The following is a 24,696-nucleotide window of genomic DNA, read 5'->3' as shown; positions in this document are numbered from 1 at the left end:
CAAGCCCTCGCTCAGTAGCGGATTTTCGGGTCGAGATACGCGTAGGCGAGATCAACCAGCAGATTGAGAATCACCGCGAACACGGTCACCAGTACCACCAGCCCCAGCACCAGCGTGTAGTCGCGGTTGGAGGCGCCGTTGATGATCAGCTTGCCGAGGCCGGGCAGGGAGAACACCGACTCGGTGACCACCGCCGAGGTGATCGACGAGATCGCCAGCGGGCCGAGCACCGACACCACCGGCATCAGCGCCGGTTTCAGCGCGTGGCGGAACACGATGGTCGAGAGCGGCAGGCCCTTGGCGCGCGCGGTGCGGATGAAGTTGCTGTTCAGCACCTCGATCAGGCTGCCGCGCATCACGCGGCCGATGGTGGACACGTTGATGAAGGTCAGCAGTGCGATCGGCAGCACCATGTAGCGCGGGTCGAAGTCGTTCCAGCCGCCGGCCGGCAGCACGCTCAGCCAGATGGCGAACAGCAGGATCAGCACCGGGCCGATCACGAACGAGGGAAAGGCGCTGCCGAGGTTGCCGACCAGCATCACGAAGTAGTCGATCAGGCTGTTCTGGCGCAGCGCGGCGACGATGCCCAGCGCCACGCCGATGATCACCGACAGCAGCAGGGCGCCGCCGCCGATGGCCAGCGATACCGGCAGCGCATTGCCCACCAGCTCGTTGACGCTCCAGTCGGCGTAACGGAAAGAGGCCCCCAGATCGCCCTGCAGCAGGCTCTTGAGGTAGAGGAGGTATTGTTGCCACAGCGGCAGGTCCAGATGGTACTTGGCCTGCAGGTTGGCCATCACCGCCGCGGAAACCTTGCGTTCGGTGTCAAACGGGCCACCGGGGGTGGCGTGCAGCATCAGGTAACAGACGGTGATGACGAGCAGCAGCGTGGGAATCGTCATCAGCACGCGTCGTAAAGCGTAAGACCACATGGGAGTACTCCAGGACGGATAGCGCTTTGCATTGCAGCAATGCGGGTGGGCAAGCGGCAGCAGCACCGCGGGTCGCGGCAGTGCAGCAATCGCCATCGCTTCAAACCAGACCGGGTGGCCCCGTCAGGGGCACACCCGGTCTGCGCACATCAGGGGCAAGCCCCGTCAGACTGCCATCAGTTCAGCTTAGTGCTTGATGATGTACAGGTCCTTGCTGCGGTAGCGGTCCATCGGATTCTTGGTGGTGTAGCCGCCGACGTAGGACTTCACCAGCCGCGGTACGGTGTACTGCAGCAGCGGGATCATCGGGTAGTCGTCCATGATCAGCTTGGTGGCCTGGGTCAAGAGCTGCTTGCGCTGGGCCGGGTTCTGCGCCTGGTTGCCCTGCTTGATCAGCGCCTCGGCCTTCGGGTTGCAGTTGAAGTTGTCGTTCTGCTCGGAGCCGCACTGCACCAGGGTCAGGAAGGTGCTGGCGTCGTTGTAGTCGGCCACCCAGCCGTTGCGGCCGATCTGGTAGTCGCCGTCATGGCGCTTCTTCAGCAGCACCTTGAATTCCATGTTTTCCAGCTCGGTGTTGAGGCCCAACTTGGTCTTCCATTCCGAGGCGGCGAAGATCGCCATCTTCTTGTGGTACTCACTGGTGTTGTAGCTGAACTTGACCTTGCTGCCCGGTTTCAGGCCGGCGGCGGCCAGCAGTTTCTTGGCTTCGGCCACGCGCTGCGCCATCGGCCACTTGGCCCAGTCGTAGCTGGTCACGTCGGCGCCGCTGGTACCGCGCACGATGGCGCTGTAGGCCGGTACCTGGCCGTCGGCGGTGATCTTGGCGGCGAGGATGTCACGGTCGATGACCATGCTCAGCGCCTTGCGCACGCGCACGTCCTTCATCACCGGGTCCTTGTGGTTCAGACCGTAGTAACGCAGGCCCAGCATCGGCGCGTTGCGGATGTCTTTCGGCAGCTCGGCCTTGTACTTCTCGTAGGTGCCCGGTGGCAGCTGGTACACCCAGTCGTTCTCGCCGGACAGGAACATCTTCACGTCGGCAAAACCGTCTTCGATCGGCAGGTAGGTGACACGGGTCAGCTGCACGTTCTTGTTGTCCCAGTACTGCGGGTTCTTGGCCAGCACCACCTTGCTGTTGACCTGCCACTCCTTCAGCACGAAGGCACCGTTGCTGACCATATTGCCCGGCTTGACCCAGTCCTTGCCGAACTTGTCGATGGCCGCTTTCGGTGCCGGGCCCAGCTGGCCATTGGACACCACTTCCGGCAGGAAGGCGACCGGGTACGGAGTCTTGATTTCGAGGGTGAACTTGTCCAGCGCCTTGACGCCGACGTCGCTTACCGGCTTCTTGCCCTCGGCGGCTTCCACGCCGTTGAGCAGGAAGGCGCCGTAGGTGGTGGCGTAGGTGGAGGCGGTCTTCGGATCGAGGAAACGACGAATACCATAGACAAAATCATCGGCGGTCACGCTGGAGCCGTCCGACCATTTCGCGTTCTTGCGCAGGGTGAATACCCAGGTGGTCGGATCTTTCTGCTTCCAGGATTCGGCCACGCCCGGCACGACACGGCCTTCGTTGTCGGTGGCGGTCAGGCCTTCGAACAGGTCGCGGACGAGGTTGTTGGCGCCCACCGACTCGGCGATGGCCGGATCCAGCGACTCCGCTTCGGAACCGTTGTTGCGCACGATTTCCTGCTTGGCGGCCAGCGGGGTGCCGGCCGGGATCTTGGCGGCAAACGCGGCGCCGGACACGCCCAGGCCCAGGGCAACGGACGCTGCCAACACACTGATTGTCATGGTTTTTTTCATATTCTCCTGCTCTCCTTGAAACGACGAGGGCCAACCCCAGGCTGGCCCTCAGCACGATTGGATACACTACGCAAAGGCGAGGCAATTATGCCCAGCCATAAAATACGCAACAAGCACTAAAACACGAATTCATGACCAATGTTGGCAAAAATGTGGCAGTTACCCCTCAATATTCATTCAGGATATAAAATATTATGCCAAGACATGAGTCATACTCATGCCAGGCATTTCCAAAACACATGCTCGCCGGCGCGCAGCGGCACCAGCGTGTCGTTGCCGTAGGCGATTTCCGTCGGCACCTGCCAGCTTTCCTTCACCAGGGTGATGGTGTCGCTGTTGCGCGGCAGGCCGTAGAACGCCGGGCCGTTGAAGCTGGCGAACGCCTCCAGCTTGTCCAGCGCGCCGGCGGCCTCGAACGCCTCGGCGTACAGCTCAATCGCGGCATTGGCGGTGTACATGCCGGCGCAGCCGCAGGCGTTTTCCTTGGTGTGGCGCGCGTGCGGCGCGCTGTCGGTGCCGAGGAAGAACTTGTCGCTGCCGCTGGTCGCCGCCCCCAGCAGCGCCTCGCGGTGCAGCTCGCGCTTGAGCACCGGCAGGCAGTAGTGGTGCGGACGGATGCCGCCGGTGAACAGCGCGTTGCGGTTCATCAGCAGGTGGTGGGCGGTGATGGTGGCGGCAACGTTGGCCGCAGCGCCGGCGACGTACTCCGCCGCCTGTTGCGTGGTGATGTGCTCGAACACCGTGCGCAGGGTTGGCAGGCGCTGCAGCAGCGGTTCGAACACGGTGTCGATGAACACCGCCTCGCGATCGAACACGTCCACGGCCGGGTCGGTCACTTCGCCGTGCACCAAGAGCGGCATGCCCACTTCGGCCATCGCCTCCAGTGCCGCCATCGCGTTGTTCACGTCGCGCACGCCGGCGTCGGAGTTGGTGGTGGCGCCGGCCGGGTACAGCTTGATGCCGTGCACGAAGCCGGACGCCTTGGCCTTGCGCACTTCTTCCGCCGTGGTGGTTTCGGTCAGGTACAGCGTCATCAGCGGCTCGAAGGTGCTGCCGACCGGGCGCGCGGCCAGGATGCGCTCGCGGTAGGCGGCGGCCTGCGCCACGGTGGTCACCGGCGGCTTCAGGTTGGGCATGATGATGGCGCGGCCCATCTGGCGACAGGTGTCCGGCAGCACCGCCGCCAGCGCCTCGCCATCACGGATGTGCAGGTGCCAGTCGTCGGGGCGGGTAAGGGTCAGTTGCATGGCAAAACCTTTCTGGAATAAAAAGCGGGCGCCGCCGTGGCGACACCGGTGGTGTCTTATTTGCGGCGGATCACCAGCAGGAAGCGGCCATCCTCGCCGATGGACGACTCCAGCAGCACATTGCCGGTCTGGCGGCAAAAGGCCTCGAAATCCTTGGGCGCACCGGGGTCGGTGGCGATGGCGGACAGCACCTGGCCGCTGCTCAGGCCGGCCAGCGCCTTTTTCGCGCGCAGGATCGGCAGCGGACAATTGAGACCGGACAGGTCGAGGTGAAGATCTGGCTGCATGAAAACTATCCCCTGCCATTACACGTTACAATGAAGCGGTCTATTTTAAGGTGCGCCGGCAGATTGCCCAAGTGCGCAATACCATTATATGTGTGTGATCGCCCTCGCCTACCAGACCGCCGCCTGCGGGCCACTGCTGGTGGCGGCCAACCGTGACGAGTATTACGCCCGCCCCACCGCGGCGCTGGATTTCTGGCGCCCGGAGCATCCGGACGTGCTCGGCGGCCGCGACCTGCAGGCCGGCGGCAGCTGGCTGGCGATGGACGTGCGCGGCCGCTTTGCCGCCGTCACCCACATCCGCGAAGGCCACGCCCGCAGCTCGCCGCGCTCGCGCGGCGAGCTGGTCAAGCGCTTCGTCAGCGGCAACGAGTCGGCGCTGGAATTCGCCGCCTGGCTCAAGGCCGAGCACGGCCAGTTCGCACCGTTCAACCTGCTGTTCGGCGAGATCCGCAACCTGCTGCACTTCAACAGCCGCAGCGGCCTGCTCAACCGCGTGCCGCCGGGCATCCACGTGCTGTCCAATGCCGACATGAACAGCCGCTGGTTCAAGTGCGAACAGCTGCGCGCGCGCCTGCAGCAACAGACGCGGCCGCCGGCGGAAAACGAGGTGCTGCGCTGGCTGAGCGATCCGACCCCGGCACCGGTGGAACAGTTACCCAATACCGGCGTCGGCCTGGCGATGGAAAAGATGCTGTCGCCGGTGTTCATCCACGGCCGCGACTACGGCACCCGCGCCTCGTCGGTGCTGACGCTGAACGCGCGCGGCGAATTAAGCTTTACCGAAGTCAGCTGGGGACTGGGCGGCCGTGAAAGCGGTCGCCGTCGCCAGACCATGCGCCTCACTCCCAACAGGAACTCATGATCGTGAAATACCTTGCCCCTGCCCTCCTCATCGCCGTTGCGGCCAACCTTGCGCTGGCCGGCGCCCTGGGTAAAGACCGCCCGGTCCAAAGCAAGCAGAACTGGTACGAGGAAGAAGCCCCGTGGCAGGAGGCCAGCGTGCCGCTGATCGACTATCCGGCCAGCTTCGACTGGCGCGAGATCGAGATGCCGGGCGAGGTCAAGCAGCGCGTGTTCATCGACGCCGGCTCGATCCAGATCGGCAGCGACGGCGTCACCCGTTTCAGCCTGCGCCAGCTGAGCAGCAAGGGCGCGGAAAACATCAGCCGCGAAGGCGCGCACTGCGACGAACGCAGCCTGCGCAGCTACGGCTTTGCCGATCCGGAAGGCAAGCGCTGGATCGAGTCGACCCGCGCCAAGTGGCAGAAGGCCAGCTTTGGCGATCCTTTCCGCCAGACCATGCTGAAGAACCTGTGCCCGGACGGCCTGGCCCCGCGCAGCGCCGAAGCGCTGCTCGCCAACCTGAACAAGCGGGACGCCAAGCCGCGCAAGAAGTAAGCGGCGGCCGCCGTGAGCGCCCCGGCCACGGCCGGACCGGCGCGCCGGCGGCGGCGATCGGCCACGAACCCGGCCCGGCAAAACCGGCATGCGCCGGATGACACGCGACCAGTCGCGCGCGGCAGCACGGTTTTTCCCGCCGGCCGCGGCGGCACCGGTATAATCTGCCGCTGTTTTTTCGAATTAGGGTGTCATCGTGTCCGATCGTCTTGCCGTATTGCCGCAATACCTGCTGCCCAAGCAGGCGCTGACCGCCTTTGCCGGCCGGGTCGCCAATGCCCGTGGCGGCGAGCGCACCACGCGGCTGATCCGCTGGTTCGTGCGCCGTTACCAGGTCAACATGGCGGAAGCGGCCAACCCGGACATCGCCAGCTACGACACCTTCAACGCCTTCTTCACCCGCGCGCTGCGCGACGGCGTGCGCCCGCAGGCGGACGCGGCGCTGACCTGCCCGGTGGACGGCGCCATCAGCCAGTTCGGCCGCATCGAGCAGGACCAGATCTTCCAGGCCAAGGGCCACCGCTACTCCACCACCGCGCTGCTCGGCGGCGACGCCACCCTGGCCGCGCAGTTCGCCGACGGCCAGTTCGCCACCATCTACCTCAGCCCGCGCGACTACCACCGCATCCACATGCCCTGCGACGGCACGCTGCAGCGCATGATCTACGTGCCCGGCGCGCTGTTCTCGGTCAACCCGACCACCGCGCGCGGCGTGCCCGGCCTGTTCGCCCGCAACGAGCGCGTGGTGTGCGTGTTCGACACCGCGTTCGGCACGATGGTGCTGACCCTGGTCGGCGCCACCGTGGTCGGCAGCATGGCCACCACCTGGCACGGCGTGGTCAATCCGCCGCGCCGCGGCGAGGTCACCGAGTGGTCCTACGCCGGCCAGGACATCACCCTCAAACAGGGCGAGGAGATGGGCCGCTTCCTGCTCGGCTCCACCGTGGTGCTGCTGTTCCCGCAACACAGCATGGCGTTCAATCCGGCGTGGGCGCCGGCCAGGCCGGTACGCCTGGGCGAGGCGATGAGCACGCCGCGCTAAGACGGCCGGCCCCAACGCAAAACCGCGCGGCGATCACTCGCAGCGCGGTTTTTTCATGCGGCCAACCTTCAGGCCACGTCGGGCAGGCGGTGGAAGCTGGACGGCACGTCGTGCTCGTCGCCGAAGCTGACGAACTCCCACGCGTCCGGCGTCTCCAGCAGCACGCGCAGCAGCTTGTTGTTGAGCGCATGGCCGGACTTGTGGCCGCTGAAGGCGGCAATCAGCGGATGGCCGACGACGTACAGGTCGCCGATGGCATCGAGGATCTTGTGGCGCACGAACTCGTCCGGAAAGCGCAAGCCTTCCGGGTTGAGCACGTACTCGTCGTCGATCACGATGGCGTTGTTGAGGTTGCCGCCACGGCCCAGACCGTGGCTGCGCATGTACTCGACCTCGTGCATGAAGCCGAAGGTTCGTGCGCGGCTGATCTCGTCGATGTAGGAGCGGTGGGCGAAATCGATGTGCACCGTCTGCGGTGCACGGTTGAACGCCGGATGGTTGAACTCGATCGACAGCTCGACGCTGAAGCCATCGTGCGGTGCCAGCCGCACCCACTTGTCGCCCTCCACCACCTCGACCACCCGCTTGACGCGGATGAAGCGCTTCGGCTTGTCCTGGTCGACGATGCCGGCGCTTTGCAGCAGGAAGATGAACGGCGCGGCGGAGCCATCCATGATGGGCATCTCCGCCGCGGTGACGTCGATCAGCAGGTTATCGATGCCCAGCCCGGCAAAGGCGGACATCAGGTGTTCGATGGTGCCGATACGCACGCCGGTCTCGGAGACCAGCGTCGAGGAGAGGCGCGTATCGTTCACCAGCGAAGGATGCACTTTGACACTGACCGGCTCGGGCAGGTCGGTACGGCGAAACACGATGCCGGTATCGGGCGCCGCCGGGTTCAGGGTCAGCTTCACCCTTTCCCCCGAATGCAGGCCGACGCCGGTCGCGCTGATCGCTTTTTTCAAGGTGCGCTGCAAAATCATCACATGCTTTCAAGCCGTTACAGTGACACCGATTCTAGCACAGCTCGCGCTAGTGCTTTATTGATTGACCGGATACCGACTATAGGTCTGCGCTATCAGTCCGCCTGCTTGCGCAGGAAAGCCGGGATGTCGAACGACTCGCTCACCGACGGATCGGAGAAGTCGGCGGCACCGGTGGCACGGCGGTTGCGGCTGCGCATCACGGCCGGGGTATTACCCAGCTCGTTGTAGTCCACTTCCATCGCGATATTGTCGGTGCCGGTCTTCACGATCTTGATGTATTCCGGGCGCTCGTCGCGGCTGGTCTGCGGCTTCTGGCCCAGGCCGGTCGCGATCAGCGTCACGCGGATGGTGTCCTCCGGCATGTCTTCCACTTCGGCGGTACCGAACTTCACCTGCGCATCGTCGTCGGCGTACTGGCGGATGATGGACATGATTTCGCGGTATTCGCTCATCTTCAGGCAACCCGGCGCGGTGGAGATGTTCACCAGTACGCCACGCGCGCCTTCCAGCGTGATGTTGTCCAGCAGCGGGCTGGCCACGGCCTGTTCGGCGGCGACGCGGGCGCGGTCGATGCCGGAGGCAAACGCGGACCCCATCATCGCCAGGCCCATCTCGCCCATCACCGCGCGCACGTCGGCAAAGTCGACGTTGATCAGGCCCGGGCAGGTGATCACTTCGGAGATCCCGGCCACCGCGCCCTTGAGCACGTCGTCGGCGGCGCGGAAGGCGTCGCGCATCGACACGTCGTCACCCAGCACGTCCATCAGCTTCTCGTTCGGGATCACGATCAGCGAATCGACGTGCTTCTTCAGCAGCTCGATGCCGTCGTTGGCGACGCGCATGCGCTTGCCTTCGTGGTCGAACGGACGCGTCACCACGCCGACGGTGAGGATGCCCATTTCCTTGGCCACTTCCGCCACCACCGGGGCGGCGCCGGTGCCGGTGCCGCCGCCCATGCCGGCGGTCACGAACACCATGTTGGCGCCGCGCAGCATCTCGGCGATGCGTTCGCGGTCTTCCAGCGCGGCGCTGCGGCCAACTTCCGGATTGGCGCCGGCACCCAGACCGCGGGTCAGGTTGTTACCCAGCTGCAGCTTTTGCGCGGCCTTGTTGCGCTTCAGCGCCTGGGCGTCGGTGTTGGCGCAGATGAATTCCACGCCGTTCACCAGATTGTCGATCATGTTGTCGATGGCGTTGCAGCCGCCACCACCGACACCGATCACCTTGATCACCGCCTCGGAGGCGGTTTCCTGCATTACTTCGAATACCATGCTCATTTTTTCTCTCCTGTTAAAAGATGAGCGAACCCGAGACCCTGGTCATGCTCAGAAATTTCCGGCAAACCAGGCTTTCATTTTTTGAAACATCTGTCCTACGCCGCCATCGTCCACCTTGTGGTGGGCGCGCGGATTCATCTGGTCCTTGCCGTACTGCAACAGGCCGACACCGGTCGAGAAGCGTGGATTCTTCACCACTTCCGACAGACCGCCGACGTACTTCGGCACGCCGATACGCACCGGCATGTGGAACACTTCCTCGGCCAGCTCGACCATGCCCGGCATCAGGCTGGCGCCGCCGGTAATCACCATGCCGGACGACAACACTTCCTCGAAACCGCTGCGGCGCAGCTCCTGCTGCACCAGCTGGAACAGTTCTTCCACCCGCGGCTCGATCACTTCGGCCAGCGTGGCGCGCGACATCTGGCGCGGGCCGCGCTCGCCGACGCCCGGCACCTCGATCATCTGCGAGGCGTCGGCCAGCGACACCAGCGCCACGCCGTGCTGGATCTTGATGTCTTCCGCTTCCTTGGTCGGGGTGCGCAGCGCCATCGCGATGTCGTTGGTGATCTGGTCACCGGCGATCGGGATCACCGCGGTGTGGCGGATCGCGCCGTTGGTGTACACCGCGATGTCGGTGGTGCCGCCGCCGATGTCGATCAGGCAGACGCCGAGTTCCTTCTCGTCCTCGGACAGCACCGCCATCGCCGACGCCATCGGCTGCAGCACCAGGTCGGACACTTCCAGCCCGCAGCGGCGCACGCACTTCGCCACGTTCTGCGCGGCGGATACCGCGCCGGTGACGATGTGCACCTTGGCCTCCAGCCGCACGCCGCTCATGCCCAGCGGCTCGCGCACGCCCTCCTGGCCGTCGATGCTGTACTCCTGGGTCAGGATGTGCAGCACCTGGTGGTCCGGCGGAATGGTCACCGCGCGCGCGGTTTCGATCACGCGCTCGATGTCCATCGGCGTCACTTCGCGGTCCTTGATCGCCACCATGCCGTGCGAGTTGACGCTCTTGATGTGGCTGCCGGCGATGCCGGTAAACACCTGGTGGATCTTGCAGTCGGCCATCAGCTCGGCCTCTTCCAGCGCGCGCTGGATCGCCTGCACCGTGGATTCGATGTTGACCACCATGCCACGCTTCAAGCCGCGCGACGGCACCTGGCCCATGCCGATGATGTTGATCTGGCCTTCTTCCAGCACCTCGGCGACGATCGCGACGATCTTCGAGGTCCCGATATCCAGGCCGACCAGCATGTTCTTGCTTTCTTTAGGTTTGCTCACCTGTCGCTCCAACACTCAAAGCTTGTTTTGTTGCCGTGCCTGCCTGGTATTCCAGCATCTTCACGGCAAATCCATTGGGGTAACGCAGGTCGATGTACTCGATGCGATACGGCATGGTGGCCAGGCTGCGCGGCCAGTACTCGACAAACCGCGCCAACCGCTCCTTCACCGGGCCACGTCCCAGCTCCAGCATTACCCCGTTATCCAGTTCCATCTTCCAGGCGCGGCGCTCGCTCAACCACAATTGCCGCACTTTCAGCCTGGCCTGTGCCAGTACCGGCCCGAACGCGTGCAGGGCCTGTACCATTTCCTTTTCACTGCCCGCCGGCCCGAACAGCACCGGCAGCGGCTGGTCACTGGCCGCATCGAACCAGCGACCTTCCTTGCTGATCAGCCCGCTTTCGCCCCAGCGCGCCACCGCCACGTGTTCCGCGATGGTGATCTGCAGGCGGTCCGGCCACGTGCGCCGCACCTGCGCCTCGCGCACCCACGGCAGCTTCTCGAACGCACCGCGCGTCTTGTTGATGTCCAGCGTGAAGAAGGTGCCGGACAGCTCGTGCTGCGCGATGTACTTCAACTGCACCGGTGTCACCTTCACGAACTGGCCGCCAATCGCGATCCGCTTGACCGGAAACAGCGGCGAGTGCGTCAACCACACCCCGGCGCTGTACAGCAACATCAGCAGCGCGGCCAGCAACAGCATGTTCGCCAGCGCGCGCAGTACCGCATGGTTATCCCACATGAGCTGCCGCCAGCACCTGTAGGCACAGATCCTCGTAGGACAGTCCCTCGACCCGCGCCGCCATCGGCACCAGGCTGTGGCTGGTCATGCCCGGATTGGTGTTGGCCTCCAGCAGGTAGATGCCGCCTGCCTCGTCCATCAGGAAGTCGATGCGCGCCCAGCCGCGGCAACCCAGCACGCGGAAGGCCTGCAGCGCCAGCTCGCGCGCACGCTGCTCGACGTTGGCCGCAAGGCCGGACGGGCAGCGATACACGGTGTCGTCGCGGAAATACTTGGCCTGGTAGTCGTAGTACTCGGTGGCCGGCTCGATCTTGATGGTCGGGTAAGCCTTGCCGTCGATGATGGCGCAGGTGTACTCGCCGCCGCCGATGAACTGCTCGGCGATCACGATCTCGTCGTACTGGCGCGCCTCTTCGTACGCCGCCTTCAGGCCGCCGTGTTCCTTCACCTTGGTCACGCCGATGCTGGAACCCTCGGTGGACGGCTTGACGAAGATAGGCAGGCCGAGGCGGGCCTCGATGGCGTCGAAGTCGCTGTCGTCCGTCAGCAGCTCGAAATCCGGGATCGGCAGGCCGGCACCCTTCCACAGCAGCTTGGTGCGCCACTTGTCCATGCAGATCGCCGACGCCATCACGCCGCAGCCGGTATAGGGAATGGCCATGCTCTCCAGCGCACCCTGCAGCGTGCCGTCCTCGCCGAACGGGCCGTGCAGGATGTTGAACACGCGGGCAAAGCCTTCCGTCTGCAGCGCCGACAACGGCTTCTCCGACGGGTCGAACTTGTGCGCGTCCACGCCCTTGCTCTGCAGCGCGGCCAGCACGCCGTTGCCGCTCATCAGCGACACTTCGCGCTCGGCGGAGCTGCCGCCCATCACCACTGCCACCTTGCCAAATTGCTTCATCATGTTTCCTTGCTGCCGCGTGAGCCGCACGCGGCCAACCTTGTCCTGGGTTATGCCTTGCTCGCCGCGACCAGCTTGGCCGGGATGCCGCCGATGGAACCGGCGCCCATGGTGATCACCACGTCGCCGTCGCGCACCATGTCGCTGATCACCTGCGGCATGTCGGCGATCTGCTCGACGAACACCGGCTCCACCTTGCCGCCGACCCGTACCGCCCGCGTCAGCGCGCGGCCGTCGGCGGCCACGATCGGCGCCTCGCCGGCGGCGTACACTTCCGCCAGCAGCAGGCAGTCGACGCCGTTCAATACCTTGACGAAGTCCTCGAACAGGTCGCGGGTGCGGCTGTAGCGGTGCGGCTGGAACGCCAGCACCAGGCGCTTGTCCGGGAAGGCGCCGCGCACCGCGGCCAGCGTCGCCGCCATTTCCACCGGGTGGTGGCCGTAGTCGTCGATCAGGGTGTAGCTGCCACCGTCCTTGGCCGGCAGTTCGCCGTAGCGCTGGAAGCGGCGGCCGACACCGGCGAACTCGGCCAGACCGCGCTGGATCGCCTCCACCTCGGCGCCGCACTCCAGACCGATGGCGGTGGCGGCCAGCGCGTTGAGCACGTTGTGGCGGCCCGGCATGTTCAGCGTCACCGGGAAGCGCAGGTCTTCGCCTTTCACCACCACGTCGAAGTGCATCTGGCCGGCGTCGGCGACCACGTTTTCGGCGTAGACATCGGCGCTGTCGTCCAGACCGTAGGTGGTCACCGGTTTTTTCAGCGCCGGCACGATGCTGCGCACGTGCTCGTCGTCCACACACAGCACGGCGCGGCCGTAGAACGGCAGGTGGTGGATGAAGTCGACGAAGGCCTGCTTCAGCTTGTCGAAGCTGTGGTCGTAGGTGTCCATGTGGTCGGCGTCGATATTGGTCACCACCGACATCACCGGCTGCAGATAGAGGAAGGAGGCGTCGGATTCGTCGGCCTCGGCCACCAGGTACTCGCCGCTGCCGAGGCGGGCATTGGTGCCGGCCGCAGTCAGCTTGCCGCCGATCACGAAGGTCGGGTCCAGGTTGGCCGCACCCAGCACCGACGCGGTCAGGCTGGTGGTGGTGGTCTTGCCGTGGGTGCCGGCGATGGCGATGCCCTGCTTGAAGCGCATCAGCTCGGCCAGCATCATCGCGCGCGGAATCACCGGGATATGGCGCGCCTGCGCCTCCATCACCTCCGGATTGTCCGCCTTCACCGCGGTGGAGGTCACCACCACGTCGGCGCCCTGGATATAGGTGGCGTCGTGGCCGAAGTGGATGCGCGCACCCTGCTCGGTCAGGCGCTTGGTGGCGGCGTTGTCGGCCATGTCGGTACCGGACACGGTGTAGCCCAGGTTCAGCAGTACCTCGGCAATGCCGCACATGCCGACGCCGCCGATGCCGACAAAGTGTATGTGTTTGACGCGATGTTTCATGGTGTCTTCTCTTGCTCGGGTCCCGTCGGGCCCCTGTTCTATTCGTTATCCGCCAGCGCCTGGCACAGGTCGGCCACTCTGGCCGCCGCGGCCGGCTTGGCCAGTGTTCGCGCCTGTTCGGCCATCTGCAGCAGCTGCGGGCGGGTGAGACCGCCCAACAGCTCAGCCAGTTGCTGCGGATTCATGTCTTGCTGCGGCAGGTGGATGGCCGCGCCATGGGCCGCCATCCACGCCGCGTTGTCGCGCTGGTGCGAGGTGGTGGACACCACCAGCGGCACCAGGATGCTGGGCACGCCGGCGGCGCACAGTTCGCTGACGGTGATCGCGCCGGCACGGCACAGGATCACGTCGCACTCGGCCAGCAGCGCGGCCATGTTGTCGATGAAGGGCAGCAGCGTCACGTCGCGGCCAACCTTCAAGCCTGCGGCGGCGTAGACCTGCTGCACGGCGTCGAAATTCTTGTCGCCGGTCTGGTGCGTCAGCAGCGGCCGCGCCCCGGCCGGCAGCAGCGCCAGCGCCTGCGGCAGGGTGTCGTTGAGCACCTTCGCGCCCAGGCTGCCACCGACCACCAGCACGCGCAGCGGGCCGCTGCGGCCGGCAAAGCGCTCGGCCGGCGGCGCCATCTGTTCGATCTCGGCGCGCACCGGGTTGCCGGTGACCACCGCCTTGTTCAGCCGGGCGGCTTCGCCGTCGAAGCCGCAGGCCAGATGGTCGGCAAACGGCAGCAGCGCCTTGTTGCTCAGCAGCAGGCCGGCATCGGCGTTGACCATCACCAGCGGCTTCCACAGCAGCGCGCCGGCGAGGCCGGTCGGCAGGCACACGTAGCCGCCCATGCCCAGGATCACGTCCGGGCGGTGTTCGAACATCAGCTTCAGGCTGCGCAGAAAGGCGGCGCCCAGCTGCAGCACGCCTTTGATCGAGCCCAGCAAGCCCTTGCCGCGCACGCCGTGGAACGCCAGCCGGATCAGCGGGATGCCGGTCGGCGGCACCAGCTTGTTTTCCATGCCACGCTCGGTGCCGACCCACAGCACTTGCCAGCCGCGCCGTTGCAGCTCGCGGGCAACGGCGATGCCGGGGACGATGTGTCCACCCGTGCCTGCCGCCATTACCATCACCGTGCGTTTTGTCATCTCTTGCTTTCTCTTGCTCCGGACCTGCCGGTTATTCATTGCCGTTGCGGCCAACGTTGGCCGCAACGTGACTCTTTAAACCTTGAAACCGCGCATGAGGCGGCGGTTTTCATAATCCACGCGCAGCAGCACCGCCAGCGAGGCGAGGTTGCACAGCATCGCCGAGCCGCCGAAGGACATCAGCGGCAGGGTCAGGCCCTTGGTCGGCAGCAGGCCCATGTTTACGCCGACATTGAAGAAGGTCTGGATCCCCAGCCAGATGCCGATGCCTTGTGCCACCAGCGACGGGTAGTAGCGCTCCAGCTTCTTCGCCTCGGTGCCGATGTGGAAGGCGCGCCGCACGATCCACGCATACAGCCCCAGCACCACGCAGATGCCGATGAAACCGAATTCCTCCGAGATCACCGCCATGATGAAGTCGGTGTGCGCCTCCGGCAGGTAGAACAGCTTCTCGATGCTGCCGCCGAGGCCGACGCCCAGCCACTCGCCGCGGCCGATGGCGATCAGCGAGTGCGACAGCTGGTAACCCTTGCCGTACGGGTCTTCCCACGGATCGAGGAAACCCAGCACCCGCTTCACCCGGTACGGCGAGGTCACGATCAGCAGGCCGATCGCCGCCACCGCCATCAGCGCCAGCCCGGCAAAGATGCGCAGGTTGATGCCGCCGAGGAACACGATGCCCATGGTGATGCTCATCACCACCATCAGCGCGCCGAAGTCCGGCTCCGCCAGCAGCAGGAAGGCCACCACCACGATCGCCATCAGGATGGGCAGGAAGCCCTGGCTGAAACTGTGCAGCTTGGCCGCCTTGCGCACGGTGTAGTCGGCGGCGTAGATCACCGCCGCCAGCTTCATCACCTCCGACGGCTGGAAATTCAGCACGATCAGGTTGATCCAGCGCCGCGAGCCGTTCACCACCCGCCCGATGCCGGGAATCAGCACCAGCACCAGCAGGAAGCCGGCGAACAGGAAAAACTTGCCCGCGTACTGCTGCCACCACGCCATCGGGATCATGAAGGTCAGTGCCGCCGCCGACAGCCCGATCACCATGAACACCATGTGGCGCATCAGGTAGAAGTACGGGCTGTTGGTCGCCGGATCGGCCTCGGCGTTGGCAATCGACGCCGAGAACACCATCACCAGGCTGACCGACAGCAACAGCGCAATCGCCCACATCAGCGCCTCGTCCATCACGGTGATGGCGGTGCTGTGCTGGTAGCGGCTGCGCACGGCGTTCATCACGACAGGCACTCCGCTTGCAGCTGCGCGACGGTGTCGACAAACACCTGGGCGCGATGCGCGTAATTCTTGAACATGTCCAGGCTGGCGCAGGCCGGCGACAGCAGCACCACGTCGCCGCCTTGCGCCAGCTTGGCGGCGGCACGGGTCGCGTCTTCCAGCGTGGCGCAGTCGAAGAGCGGCACGCCGCTATCGGCCAGCGCGGCGCGGATGGCCGGCGCGTCGCGGCCGATCAGCACCACCGCGCGGGCGATGCGGGCGCAGGCCGGCGCCAGCGGCGCGAAATCCTGGCCCTTGCCGTCGCCGCCGGCGATCAGCACCACCTTGCGGGTCATGCCGTTCAGCGCCGCCTCGGTGGCGCCGACGTTGGTGCCCTTGGAGTCGTCGATGTACATCACGCCGCCGAACTCGGCGACGAACTCGACGCGGTGCGCAAGGCCGCGGAAGGTGCTCAGTGCCGGCAGCAGCTGTTCGCGCGCGAGGCCGATCGCCTCGCACAGCGCCAGCGCCGCCAAGGCGTTGGCCGCGTTGTGCAGGCCCTGCAGCGGCATGTCGGCGCAGTCGAACACCGGTTCACCGCCGACGGCCAGCCGGTAACGGCCATCCGCCTGTTGCAATGCGTAATCGGCGTCCTCGCGCAGCGAGAACCACGCCACCCGCCGTCCGGCGCGCGCCATCGCGCGGCAGAACACGTCGTCGCGGTTCAGCACCTGCACGCCGTCGCCGTTGAAGATCGCGGTCTTGCTGTGCGCGTAGTCCAGCAGGTCGTGGTAACGGTCGAGGTGGTCCTCGGAGATGTTCAACACGGTGGCGGCGGCGGCGCGCAGGCTGTGCGTGGTTTCCAGCTGGAAGCTGGACAACTCCACCACCCACACGTCCGGCTGCTTGCCGCTAGCTTCGCGCGCGGCCAGCGCGTCCAGCACCGGCAGGCCGATGTTGCCGCAGACAACCGTATCCAGCCCGGCGGCCTCGCACAGGTGACCGACCAGGCTGGTGACGGTGCTCTTGCCGTTGGAGCCGGTGATGGCGATCACCTTGCCGCCCTGGCCGGCAATGGCGCGCGCCCACAGCTCCACGTCGCCGACCACCTCGCCGCCACGCGCGGCAAAGGCGGCGATGGCCGGGGTGCGGATGCTGACGCCCGGGCTCACCATCAGCAGGTCGGCGTCGGCGAAGGTCGCGTCGCCGAAGGCGCCCAGGCGCAGCGGCACGCCCAGCTCGGCCACAACGTTGGCCGCATTGGCCGGATTGTCGCGGCTGTCCGCCATCGTCACCCGCGCACCGTGCGCCAGCAGCCAGCGCGCGGCGGAAACGCCGGTGTCGCCCAGGCCGATAACGATGACGTGACGCTTAGCCAGATCCATGGTCGCTTTCCTCAGCGCAGTTTCAGCGTGGCAAGGCCTGCCAGCACCAGCATCATGGTGATGATCCAGAAGCGGACCACCACCTGGGTTTCCTTCCAGCCTTTCAGTTCGTAGTGGTGATGCAGCGGTGCCATGCGGAACACGCGCTTGCCGGTGAGCTTGAACGACGCCACCTGGATCATCACCGACAGTGCCTCGACCACGAACAGGCCGCCCATGATCAGCAGCACGATCTCCTGGCGCACGATCACCGCCACGGTGCCGAGTGCGGCGCCCAGCGCCAGCGCGCCGACGTCACCCATGAACACCTGCGCCGGGTAGGCGTTGAACCACAGGAAACCTAGGCAGGCGCCGCAGATGGCGGCGCAGAACACCACCACCTCGTGCGCGCCCGGCACGAAGGGCATGCCCAGGTACTTGGAGAACACCGCGTGGCCGGCGACGTAGGCGAAGATGGCCAGGCCGGCGGCCACCATCACCACCGGCAGCGCGGCGAGGCCGTCGAGACCGTCGGTGAGGTTGACCGAGTTGGAGGTGCCGACGATCACGAAGTAGGTCAGCACGCAGAAGCCGATGCCGCCCAGCGGGTAGATCACGTTCTTGAAGAACGGGATGATGAACTCGGTGGAGGCCGGCAGCTTGGCGGTGGTGATCAGGAACACGCCGGCGGCGATGGCGATGGTCGATTGCCACGCCATCTTGAAGCGGGCGGACACCCCTTTCGGGTCCTTGTACACCACCTTGCGCCAGTCATCGTAGAAGCCCAGCGCGCCGGTGCCCAGCGTCACCGCCAGCAGCAGCCACACGTACTGGTTGGAAAGATCCGCCCACAGCAGGGTGGTGACACTCATCGCCAGCAGGATCAGCGTGCCGCCCATGGTCGGGGTGCCGGTCTTCACCAGGTGGGTCTGCGGGCCGTCGCTGCGCACCGCCTGGCCGACCTTGAGTTCGGTCAGCTTGGCGATCACCCACGGCCCCAGCCACAGCGAGATCAGCAGCGAGGTCAGCGCCGCCATCACCGCGCGCAGGGTGACGTAGTTGAGGACGTTGAACGCCCGGATATGGTCCTTCAGCAGTTCAGCCAGTAACAGCAGCACGTTCAGCCCTTCCCGTTTTCTTGTTGTTGTGGGGTCACCAGATGGGCAACGACCCGTTCCATGCGCATGAAGCGCGACCCCTTGACCAGCACCGTGCTGGCCGGAGTCACCACGGCATCCAGCCGCGCCAGCAGCGCGTCGATGTCGTCGAAATACTCGGCGCCGGCGCCGTAGGCGGCGGCCGCATGGCGGCTCAGCTCGCCCAGGCACAGCAGCGCTTCGATGCCCCGCGCGCGGGCGTGGGCGCCGACTTCGGCGTGCAGTGCCGGCGCGGTATCGCCCAGCTCGCCGATCTGGCCCATCACGAACACGCGCGGCGCCGGATAGGCGGCCAGCACGTCGATCCCGGCCTTCATCGAATCCGGATTGGCGTTGTAGCTGTCGTCGATCACGGCGGCGCCGCAGGCGGCCTGCTTCAGCTGCAGGCGGCCCTTGACGCCGGCAAAGGCGGCCAGGCCGGCGGCGATGGCGGCCAGCGGCACGTCCAGCGCCAGCGCCACCGCGGCGGCGGCCAGCGCGTTGCGCACGTTGTGCTCGCCGGCGGCCGGCAGCTCGATCGCCTGCTCGCCCTGCGGGCAGACCAGCACGAAGCGGCTGCCCGTCGCGCTGGCGACGATATCGCGGGCGGTCACGTTGGCCGCTGCGGACAAGCCAAAGCTCAGCCGGCGATGGTTACCGGCGGCAGCGGCGAAGACCGGCTGCTGCGCGTCGTCGGCGTTGATGATGGCGACGCCGTCGGCAGTGAGCCCCTCGAAAATCTCGCTCTTGGCGCGGGCGATGTCGGCGGTGCTGTCGAAGCCGCCGCCCAGGTGCGCGCGCATGGCGTTGTTGACCAACGCCACCTGCGGCCGCGCGAGACCGGTGAGGTAGCGGATCTCGCCGAAATGGTTCATGCCCATCTCGATCACCGCGTAGCGGTGCGCCGGGGTCAGCGCCAGCAGCGTCAGCGGCAGGCCGATATCGTTGTTGAAGTTGCCGGCGGTGGCGTGCACGGCATCGTTGCCGGCGTGGGCGCGCAGGATAGCGGCCACCATCTCCTTGACCGTGGTCTTGCCGTTGGAGCCGGTGATGCCGATACGCTTCACGTCCAGACTGGCGCACCAGGCCGCGGCCAGGGTGCCCAGCGCCAGGCGAGTGTCGTCGACGCGGATCACGCTGCCGGCGGCCGGCGCGAAGTCGCGGCGTACCAGCGCGTAGGCACCACGGGCCAGCACGTCCGGCACGAAGTCGTGCGCGTCGAAGTTGTCGCCCTTCAGCGCCACGAACAGGTCGCCGGCCTGCGCCGCACGGCTGTCGGTGACCACGCGCAGGAAACGGGCGTCGCTGCCGGCCAGTGTGCCGGACAGGATGCGGGCGGCCTCACTCAGCGTCAGCATCGTTGGCTCCCCAGGCGGTCAGCGCGTCTTCGGCGACGCGGAAATCGGAGAACGGCTGCTTCACGCCGGCGATGTCCTGGTATTCCTCGTGGCCCTTGCCGGCGATCAGCACCACGTCGCCGACGCGGGCGTGGGCGACCGCCCAGTGGATGGCCGCGGCACGGTCGGCTTCGACGTGGCCCGGCGCCTGCATGCCGGCCAGGATGTCATTGATGATGGCCTGCGGATCTTCGCTGCGCGGGTTGTCGCTGGTGACCACCGCCACGTCGGCGATGCGCTCGGCGATGCCGCCCATCAGCGGGCGCTTGCCCTTGTCGCGGTCGCCGCCGCAGCCGAACACGCAGAACAGCTTGCCGCCAGCCGGGCGGATCTCGGCCAGTGTCGCCAGCGCCTTGTCCAGCGCGTCCGGGGTGTGCGCGTAGTCGACCACCACCAGCGGCTCCAGGCTGCTGCCGATGCGCTGCATGCGGCCGCGTGCCGGCTGGATCTTGCCCAGCACGCGTGCGGCGTCGTCCAGGCTCACGCCGTTGGCGCACAGCACCGCGAGACAGGCCAGCATGTTGGCCGCATTGAAGCGCCCCAGCAGCGGGCTCTTGATCTCGGCCTCGCCCCACGGCGTGGTCACGGTCAGCTGCAGGCCGTCGAGGTTGGCCGCAAGGCTCAGCGGGCGCACGTCGCCCTGCTCCAGGCCGTAGCTGATCACGCGGGTCTTGCTGGCGTCGATGCCGGCGGCCAGGGTACGACCGAAGGCGTCGTCGGCATTGATCACCGCGTGCTGCAGACCGTCCCAGTGGAACAGCTTGGCCTTGGACGCGCCGTACTCTTCCATGCTGCCGTGGTAATCGAGGTGGTCGCGGGTCAGGTTGGTGAACACCGCGCTGCGGAAGTTGACGCCGTTGACGCGGAACTGGTCGAGGCCGTGACTGGACACTTCCATGCTCACCACGCTGGCGCCCTGGCGGCGGTATTCCGCCAGCTTCTGCTGCACGGTGATCGGATCGGGAGTGGTGTGGGTGGTTTCGGTCAGCGCGCCGTAGAAGCCGTTGCCGACGGTGCCGATCAGCGCCGCCTTCTCGCCCAAGAGCGCGTAGGCCTGCGCCAGCCAGTGCGAAATCGAGGTCTTGCCGTTGGTACCGGTGATGCCGATCACCGCCATGTCGCGACTGGGGTAGCCGTAGACGTGGGCGGCGACGATGCCGGCGCGCTCGCGCAGCTGCGGCACCGCCAGATTGGGCACCTGCCACGCCGGGTTCCACTGGAAACCGTCGGCGTCGTCCCACAGCACTGCGGCGGCGCCCTTTTCCAGCGCGGCGGCGATGAAGTCGCGGCCGTCGCTGTACTCGCCACGGCAGGCGAGGAACACGTCGCCGGGAAACACGCGGCGGCTGTCCGCCTCGACGCGGGAGATGGCGATGCCCAAACCCTGCAACACGGCAGGGTCCCAGTCAGGCAAGTCGATCAAGCTTGTTTTCATGTTTCTTCCCGCACTTCCGAAATCTGGTGTTCCGGAATCAATGTATTGTTGGAGGGAGCATCCGGCTCGACCCCCAGAATTCTCAAACTGCCGGCCATGATGTTGGAAAACGCCGGCCCGGCCACCGCACCACCGTAGTAGGCACCGGCACCCGGTTCATCGATCATCAGCGCCACGATCAGGCGTGGCGTGGTCGCCGGCGCAAAGCCGACGAACAGGCCGATATGCTTATTGGCCGCGTAGGCACCGCCGACCAGCTTGCGCGCGGTACCGGACTTGCCGCCGACGTGGTAGCCCAGCACCTGGGCGCGCACCGCGGTTCCGCCCTCTTCCGTCACCGTCACCATCATGTCGCGCATCTTCTTCGCGGTTTCCGGCTTGATCAGGCTCTTGCCCGGCAACGGTGCGCCGAGACGGGTAAACGACACCGGCAACAGCGTGCCGCGACTGGTAAACACCGTGTACGAACGCGCCAGCTGCAACAGGCTGACCGAGACGCCGTAACCGAACGACATGGTGGCCTGTTCGATCGGGCGCCAGTTCTGCCAGTCGCGCAGGCGGCCGGCACTTTCACCCGGAAAGCCGGTTTGCGGGCTTTGCCCGAAGCCGGCCTGCCGGTAAAACGTCCACATGTCCTCCGGCGAGAACATCGCCGCCATCTTCGACGAACCCACGTTCGACGACTTCTGGATGATCTGCGTCACCGTCATCGCCGGCTTCGGGTGCGTGTCGCGCACCGTGGCCGGACCGATGCGGTAGGTCTGGGTGTCGAACACCGTGTCCGGCGTCACCTTGCCGGCATCCAGCGCCATCGCGATCGGGAACGGCTTCATGGTCGAGCCGGGCTCGAACATGTCCACCACCGCGCGGTTGCGCCGCATTTCCGGCTCCAGCACCGCACGGTTGTTCGGGTTGTACGACGGGGTGTTGGCCAGCGCCAGCACCTCGCCGGTACGGGCGTCCAGCACCACCACGCCGCCGGCTTTCGCCTTGTTCACTTCCATCGCCGCCTTCAGCTCGCGGTAGGCGAGGTACTGGATGCGCTTGTCGATCGACAGCTGCAGCGTCTGGCCGTCACGCGGCGGCTCGATCACCGCCAGGTCTTCCACGATGTGGCCGCGGCGGTCCTTCAGTACCGTGCGGCTGCCGTGCTTGCCGGCGAGCATCTTCTCGCGCGTCAGTTCGAAGCCTTCCTGCCCCTTGCCGTCCACGCCGGTAAAGCCGACCACGTGCGCCAGCATCTCGCCGGCCGGATAGTAGCGGCGGAACTCCTGCTGCTTCGCCACCCCCGGAATCTCCAGCGCCATCACCTGCTGCGCCAGTGCCGGACTGATCTGGCGCTTGAGGTAGACGAACTCGCGCTTGTTGTCCGACAGCTTGCGCTTCACTTCGTCCAGCGGCATTTCCAGCAGCCGTGCCAGCTGCTGCAGCTTGGCGGCCGGTACCGCATCCAGCTGCATGTCGACCGGGCTGGCCCAGATCGACTGCACCGGGGTACTGATCGCCAGCGGCTCGCCGTTGCGGTCGGTAATCTCGCCGCGGTTGGCCTCCAGCAGCAGCGTGCGGCGGAAGCGCGCATCGCCTTGGTTCTGCAGGAAATCCTGCTGTACCACCTGCAGGTAGATCGCCCGCGCCAGCAAGGCCAGCAGCAGCATCCCCAGCAGCGACAGCACCACGGCGACCCGTCCCGGTGCCAGCCGCATCGCCGGCTTCAGGTTCTGCTGGTAGCGCGGCGTGTACACCCGGCTCATCGCACACCCTCAGGCGTGATCACGTGCACCTGGCGCTGGCTCGGCGTCAGCATCTGCAGGCGCGCGGCGGCGGTCTTCTCGATCAGCGCGTGTGCGCCCCAGGTGCTCTGTTCCAGCGTCAACTGCCCGTACTCCACATCCAGCTGGCGTGCCAGCTTTTGTTCTTTTTCCAGCTCGTAGTACAACTTGCGTGCCACGTGGGTGGAGCTCACTACCGACATCGCACACAGGATCAACAGCAGCAGCAGCACCGCATTCAGCTTGTTAAGGCTCACTCTGTGCCCTGCCACTGCCCGCCGATGCGCTGCGCCACCCGCATGATCGCGCTACGCGAGCGCGGGTTGGCGGCCACTTCCGCCTCGCTGCAGCGGATCGCCTTGCCTACCGGCTTGATCGCCGCCTCGGGAATGTCGCAGGCGCGCACCGGCACCCACGACGGCAGCTTGTCGGTGGTGCTGGCATCGCGAATGAAGTTCTTCACGATGCGGTCTTCCAGCGAGTGGAAGCTGATCACCGCCAGGCGGCCGCCTGCGGCCAACCTTGCCACCGTTTGCGGCAGGATTTCCTTCAGTTCGTCCAGCTCGCGGTTGATGTAGATCCGGATCGCCTGGAAGGTTCGCGTCGCGGGGTCCTGACCCTGTTCGCGAGTACGGACGTTTTTCCCAACGAGCACAGCGAGCTCACGCGTCGTTTCGAGGGGACGTTCAGCCCTTTGCGCAACAATGGCTGCTGCGATCTTGCGAGCAAACCGCTCTTCACCATAAGTCTTGATAACCTCTGCAATATCCGCCTCGTCAGCCGTGGCCAGCCACTGCGCGGCCGTCTGGCCGCGGGTGGTGTCCATGCGCATGTCCAGCGGCGCGTCAAAACGGAAGCTGAAACCGCGGCGTCCGTCGTCAATTTGCGGGGACGAGATCCCCAGGTCCATCAGCACGCCGTCGACCTGGCCCACGCCCAGCGCGTCCAGCTCGGCGGCAAAGGCGGCAAAGCCGTTGTGCACGATGGTAAAGCGGGCATCGCTGGCCGCCAGTGCGGTGGCGACCGCGATCGCCTCCGGGTCCTTGTCGAAGGCGATCAGCCGGCCATTCGGCCCCAGCTGCGACAGAATCAAGCGACTGTGGCCGCCGCGCCCGAAGGTGCAATCAACGTAAACGCCATCCTTGCGGATGGCGAGCGCCTCTACGGCTTCGTCGAGCAGCACCGTGCGGTGAACAAAAACTGCGTCGGTCAAAGTGTGAAATCTCCAAGGTGCTGCGCCAGTTCGGCCGGATCAAGCTCCAGCGCAGCATCGGTCTGCTCGTCCCACTGGGCGGCATCCCACAATTCAAATCGGTTACCCATCCCCACCAGCGCCACGTCCTTGTCCAGCTTGACCAGCTCGCGCAGGCGCGCCGGCAGCAGGATGCGGCCGGCGGCGTCCATCTCCAGCAGGTCGGCGTGGCCGAGCATCAGGCGCTGGTAGCGCTTCAGGGCCGGGTTGGCGGCAGGCAGCTTCAGCAAGCGCTCTTCCACCGGTTTCCAGTTGGCTTCGGGGTACAACAACAGGTGCTCGGACGACTCCAGCGTGATCACCAGGCGATGGCCGAACGCGGACAACAGTGTCTCCCGGTGCTTGGCCGGAATGGCCAGACGCCCCTTGCTGTCGAGAGAGACAAGACTTACGCCGCCGATCATTTTGTTGTCACATCACCTGAAATTAATGCGCCGACACCCCACAATTACCCACATTGCCCCACTTTTCGCCACTATAGGGAAACGACATCAGCCGGTCAATATCGATTTGTGGCATTTCGCCTTTCGCGACAAAGACTTAGGGCGGGTCAAAGCGGAGGGAAAACAAGAGAAATCAGCGGCTTACAGCATCCTCTGCAGGCGGAGTATCAAGTCATGCCATTGACAAGCCATGCCACAAAAC

General features: G+C 65.9%; 23 protein-coding genes. 3 read left to right on the top strand and 20 right to left on the bottom strand.

All coding sequences use genetic code 11. From position 1 onward, the window contains the following. Positions 1-11: 11 nt before the first annotated feature. From oppB to IE100_RS06700, 4 genes are all read right to left on the bottom strand, one after another. Positions 12-932, bottom strand: coding sequence for an oligopeptide ABC transporter permease OppB (gene oppB / locus IE100_RS06715; RefSeq protein WP_189373322.1), 921 nt, complete (start codon positions 930-932; stop codon positions 12-14). A 186-nt stretch (positions 933-1,118) separates the two neighbouring features. After that, positions 1,119-2,726, bottom strand: coding sequence for a peptide ABC transporter substrate-binding protein (locus tag IE100_RS06710; protein WP_229800265.1), 1,608 nt, complete (start codon positions 2,724-2,726; stop codon positions 1,119-1,121). Between the two features lie 227 nt (positions 2,727-2,953). Beyond that, positions 2,954-3,985, bottom strand: coding sequence for a dihydroorotase (pyrC, locus tag IE100_RS06705; RefSeq protein WP_189373320.1), 1,032 nt, complete (start codon positions 3,983-3,985; stop codon positions 2,954-2,956). 56 nt (positions 3,986-4,041) lie between these two features. Continuing rightward, positions 4,042-4,272, bottom strand: coding sequence for a sulfurtransferase TusA family protein (locus IE100_RS06700; protein WP_189373319.1), 231 nt, complete (start codon positions 4,270-4,272; stop codon positions 4,042-4,044). Between the two features lie 88 nt (positions 4,273-4,360). Here IE100_RS06700 and IE100_RS06695 point away from each other — a divergent pair, with 88 nt between their 5' ends. The 3 genes from IE100_RS06695 (at position 4,361) to asd (ending at position 6,712) form a co-directional block, all read left to right on the top strand. Continuing rightward, complete coding sequence (locus IE100_RS06695) at positions 4,361-5,134, top strand: NRDE family protein (RefSeq protein WP_189373318.1); 774 nt, start codon at positions 4,361-4,363, stop codon at positions 5,132-5,134. A 2-nt stretch (positions 5,135-5,136) separates the two neighbouring features. Further along, complete coding sequence (locus IE100_RS06690; RefSeq protein ID WP_189373317.1) at positions 5,137-5,670, top strand: CNP1-like family protein; 534 nt, start codon at positions 5,137-5,139, stop codon at positions 5,668-5,670. A 196-nt stretch (positions 5,671-5,866) separates the two neighbouring features. Next, the gene (gene asd / locus IE100_RS06685; protein WP_189373316.1) at positions 5,867-6,712 is read left to right on the top strand and encodes an archaetidylserine decarboxylase; all 846 of its coding nucleotides are present in this window, start codon (positions 5,867-5,869) and stop codon (positions 6,710-6,712) included. A 68-nt stretch (positions 6,713-6,780) separates the two neighbouring features. Here the strand turns inward: asd and lpxC are convergent, their stop codons facing one another. The 16 genes from lpxC to mraZ form a co-directional block, all read right to left on the bottom strand. Next, positions 6,781-7,692 (bottom strand): UDP-3-O-acyl-N-acetylglucosamine deacetylase, encoded by a 912-nt coding sequence (gene lpxC / locus IE100_RS06680; protein WP_189373442.1) that lies wholly within the window; start codon positions 7,690-7,692, stop codon positions 6,781-6,783. Between the two features lie 98 nt (positions 7,693-7,790). Next, the gene (ftsZ, locus tag IE100_RS06675; protein WP_047965934.1) at positions 7,791-8,975 is read right to left on the bottom strand and encodes a cell division protein FtsZ; all 1,185 of its coding nucleotides are present in this window, start codon (positions 8,973-8,975) and stop codon (positions 7,791-7,793) included. Between the two features lie 48 nt (positions 8,976-9,023). Further along, positions 9,024-10,235 (bottom strand): cell division protein FtsA, encoded by a 1,212-nt coding sequence (gene ftsA, locus IE100_RS06670; protein WP_202902695.1) that lies wholly within the window; start codon positions 10,233-10,235, stop codon positions 9,024-9,026. Positions 10,236-10,248: 13 nt separating this feature from the next. Continuing rightward, on the bottom strand, positions 10,249-11,004 hold the full coding sequence (locus IE100_RS06665; protein WP_189373315.1) for a cell division protein FtsQ/DivIB: 756 nt from the start codon (positions 11,002-11,004) through the stop codon (positions 10,249-10,251). Continuing rightward, the gene (locus IE100_RS06660) at positions 10,994-11,905 is read right to left on the bottom strand and encodes a D-alanine--D-alanine ligase (RefSeq protein ID WP_189373441.1); all 912 of its coding nucleotides are present in this window, start codon (positions 11,903-11,905) and stop codon (positions 10,994-10,996) included. Before IE100_RS06660 ends, IE100_RS06665 begins: the two co-directional genes overlap by 11 nt. 50 nt (positions 11,906-11,955) lie before the next feature. Then, positions 11,956-13,350 carry a UDP-N-acetylmuramate--L-alanine ligase gene (gene murC, locus IE100_RS06655; protein WP_189373314.1) on the bottom strand — a complete coding sequence of 465 codons (1,395 nt, stop codon included), beginning with the start codon at positions 13,348-13,350 and terminating at the stop codon, positions 11,956-11,958. Between the two features lie 38 nt (positions 13,351-13,388). Further along, positions 13,389-14,480, bottom strand: a complete 1,092-nt coding sequence (gene murG, locus IE100_RS06650) for an undecaprenyldiphospho-muramoylpentapeptide beta-N-acetylglucosaminyltransferase (RefSeq protein WP_189373313.1) — start codon at positions 14,478-14,480, stop codon at positions 13,389-13,391. A gap of 75 nt (positions 14,481-14,555) precedes the next feature. Beyond that, complete coding sequence (gene ftsW / locus IE100_RS06645) at positions 14,556-15,719, bottom strand: putative lipid II flippase FtsW (protein ID WP_189373440.1); 1,164 nt, start codon at positions 15,717-15,719, stop codon at positions 14,556-14,558. Further along, the gene (gene murD, locus IE100_RS06640) at positions 15,719-17,083 is read right to left on the bottom strand and encodes a UDP-N-acetylmuramoyl-L-alanine--D-glutamate ligase (protein WP_189373312.1); all 1,365 of its coding nucleotides are present in this window, start codon (positions 17,081-17,083) and stop codon (positions 15,719-15,721) included. Before murD ends, ftsW begins: the two co-directional genes overlap by 1 nt. Before the next feature lie 11 nt (positions 17,084-17,094). Beyond that, entirely contained in the window at positions 17,095-18,177 is a 1,083-nt protein-coding gene (mraY, locus tag IE100_RS06635) for a phospho-N-acetylmuramoyl-pentapeptide-transferase (RefSeq protein WP_373295300.1), read from the bottom strand. A 5-nt stretch (positions 18,178-18,182) separates the two neighbouring features. After that, entirely contained in the window at positions 18,183-19,556 is a 1,374-nt protein-coding gene (locus IE100_RS06630) for a UDP-N-acetylmuramoyl-tripeptide--D-alanyl-D-alanine ligase (RefSeq protein WP_189373310.1), read from the bottom strand. Next, positions 19,540-21,030: a UDP-N-acetylmuramoyl-L-alanyl-D-glutamate--2,6-diaminopimelate ligase gene (locus IE100_RS06625; protein WP_189373309.1), complete on the bottom strand. Its 1,491-nt coding sequence runs from the start codon at positions 21,028-21,030 to the stop codon at positions 19,540-19,542. Before IE100_RS06625 ends, IE100_RS06630 begins: the two co-directional genes overlap by 17 nt. Continuing rightward, positions 21,027-22,781 carry a peptidoglycan D,D-transpeptidase FtsI family protein gene (locus IE100_RS06620; protein WP_189373308.1) on the bottom strand — a complete coding sequence of 585 codons (1,755 nt, stop codon included), beginning with the start codon at positions 22,779-22,781 and terminating at the stop codon, positions 21,027-21,029. Before IE100_RS06620 ends, IE100_RS06625 begins: the two co-directional genes overlap by 4 nt. Further along, positions 22,778-23,056 (bottom strand): cell division protein FtsL, encoded by a 279-nt coding sequence (ftsL, locus tag IE100_RS06615; protein WP_082133628.1) that lies wholly within the window; start codon positions 23,054-23,056, stop codon positions 22,778-22,780. Before ftsL ends, IE100_RS06620 begins: the two co-directional genes overlap by 4 nt. After that, positions 23,053-24,012, bottom strand: coding sequence for a 16S rRNA (cytosine(1402)-N(4))-methyltransferase RsmH (rsmH, locus tag IE100_RS06610; RefSeq protein ID WP_189373307.1), 960 nt, complete (start codon positions 24,010-24,012; stop codon positions 23,053-23,055). Before rsmH ends, ftsL begins: the two co-directional genes overlap by 4 nt. Beyond that, the gene (gene mraZ / locus IE100_RS06605) at positions 24,009-24,455 is read right to left on the bottom strand and encodes a division/cell wall cluster transcriptional repressor MraZ (protein WP_189373306.1); all 447 of its coding nucleotides are present in this window, start codon (positions 24,453-24,455) and stop codon (positions 24,009-24,011) included. Before mraZ ends, rsmH begins: the two co-directional genes overlap by 4 nt. Positions 24,456-24,696 lie beyond the last annotated feature (241 nt).

This window comes from Vogesella alkaliphila (assembly GCF_014652475.1).
Lineage (GTDB): Bacteria > Pseudomonadota > Gammaproteobacteria > Burkholderiales > Chromobacteriaceae > Vogesella > Vogesella alkaliphila.
The sequence above is the reverse complement of the archived record's forward strand: the minus strand, read 5'-3'. Positions and strand labels throughout refer to the sequence as shown.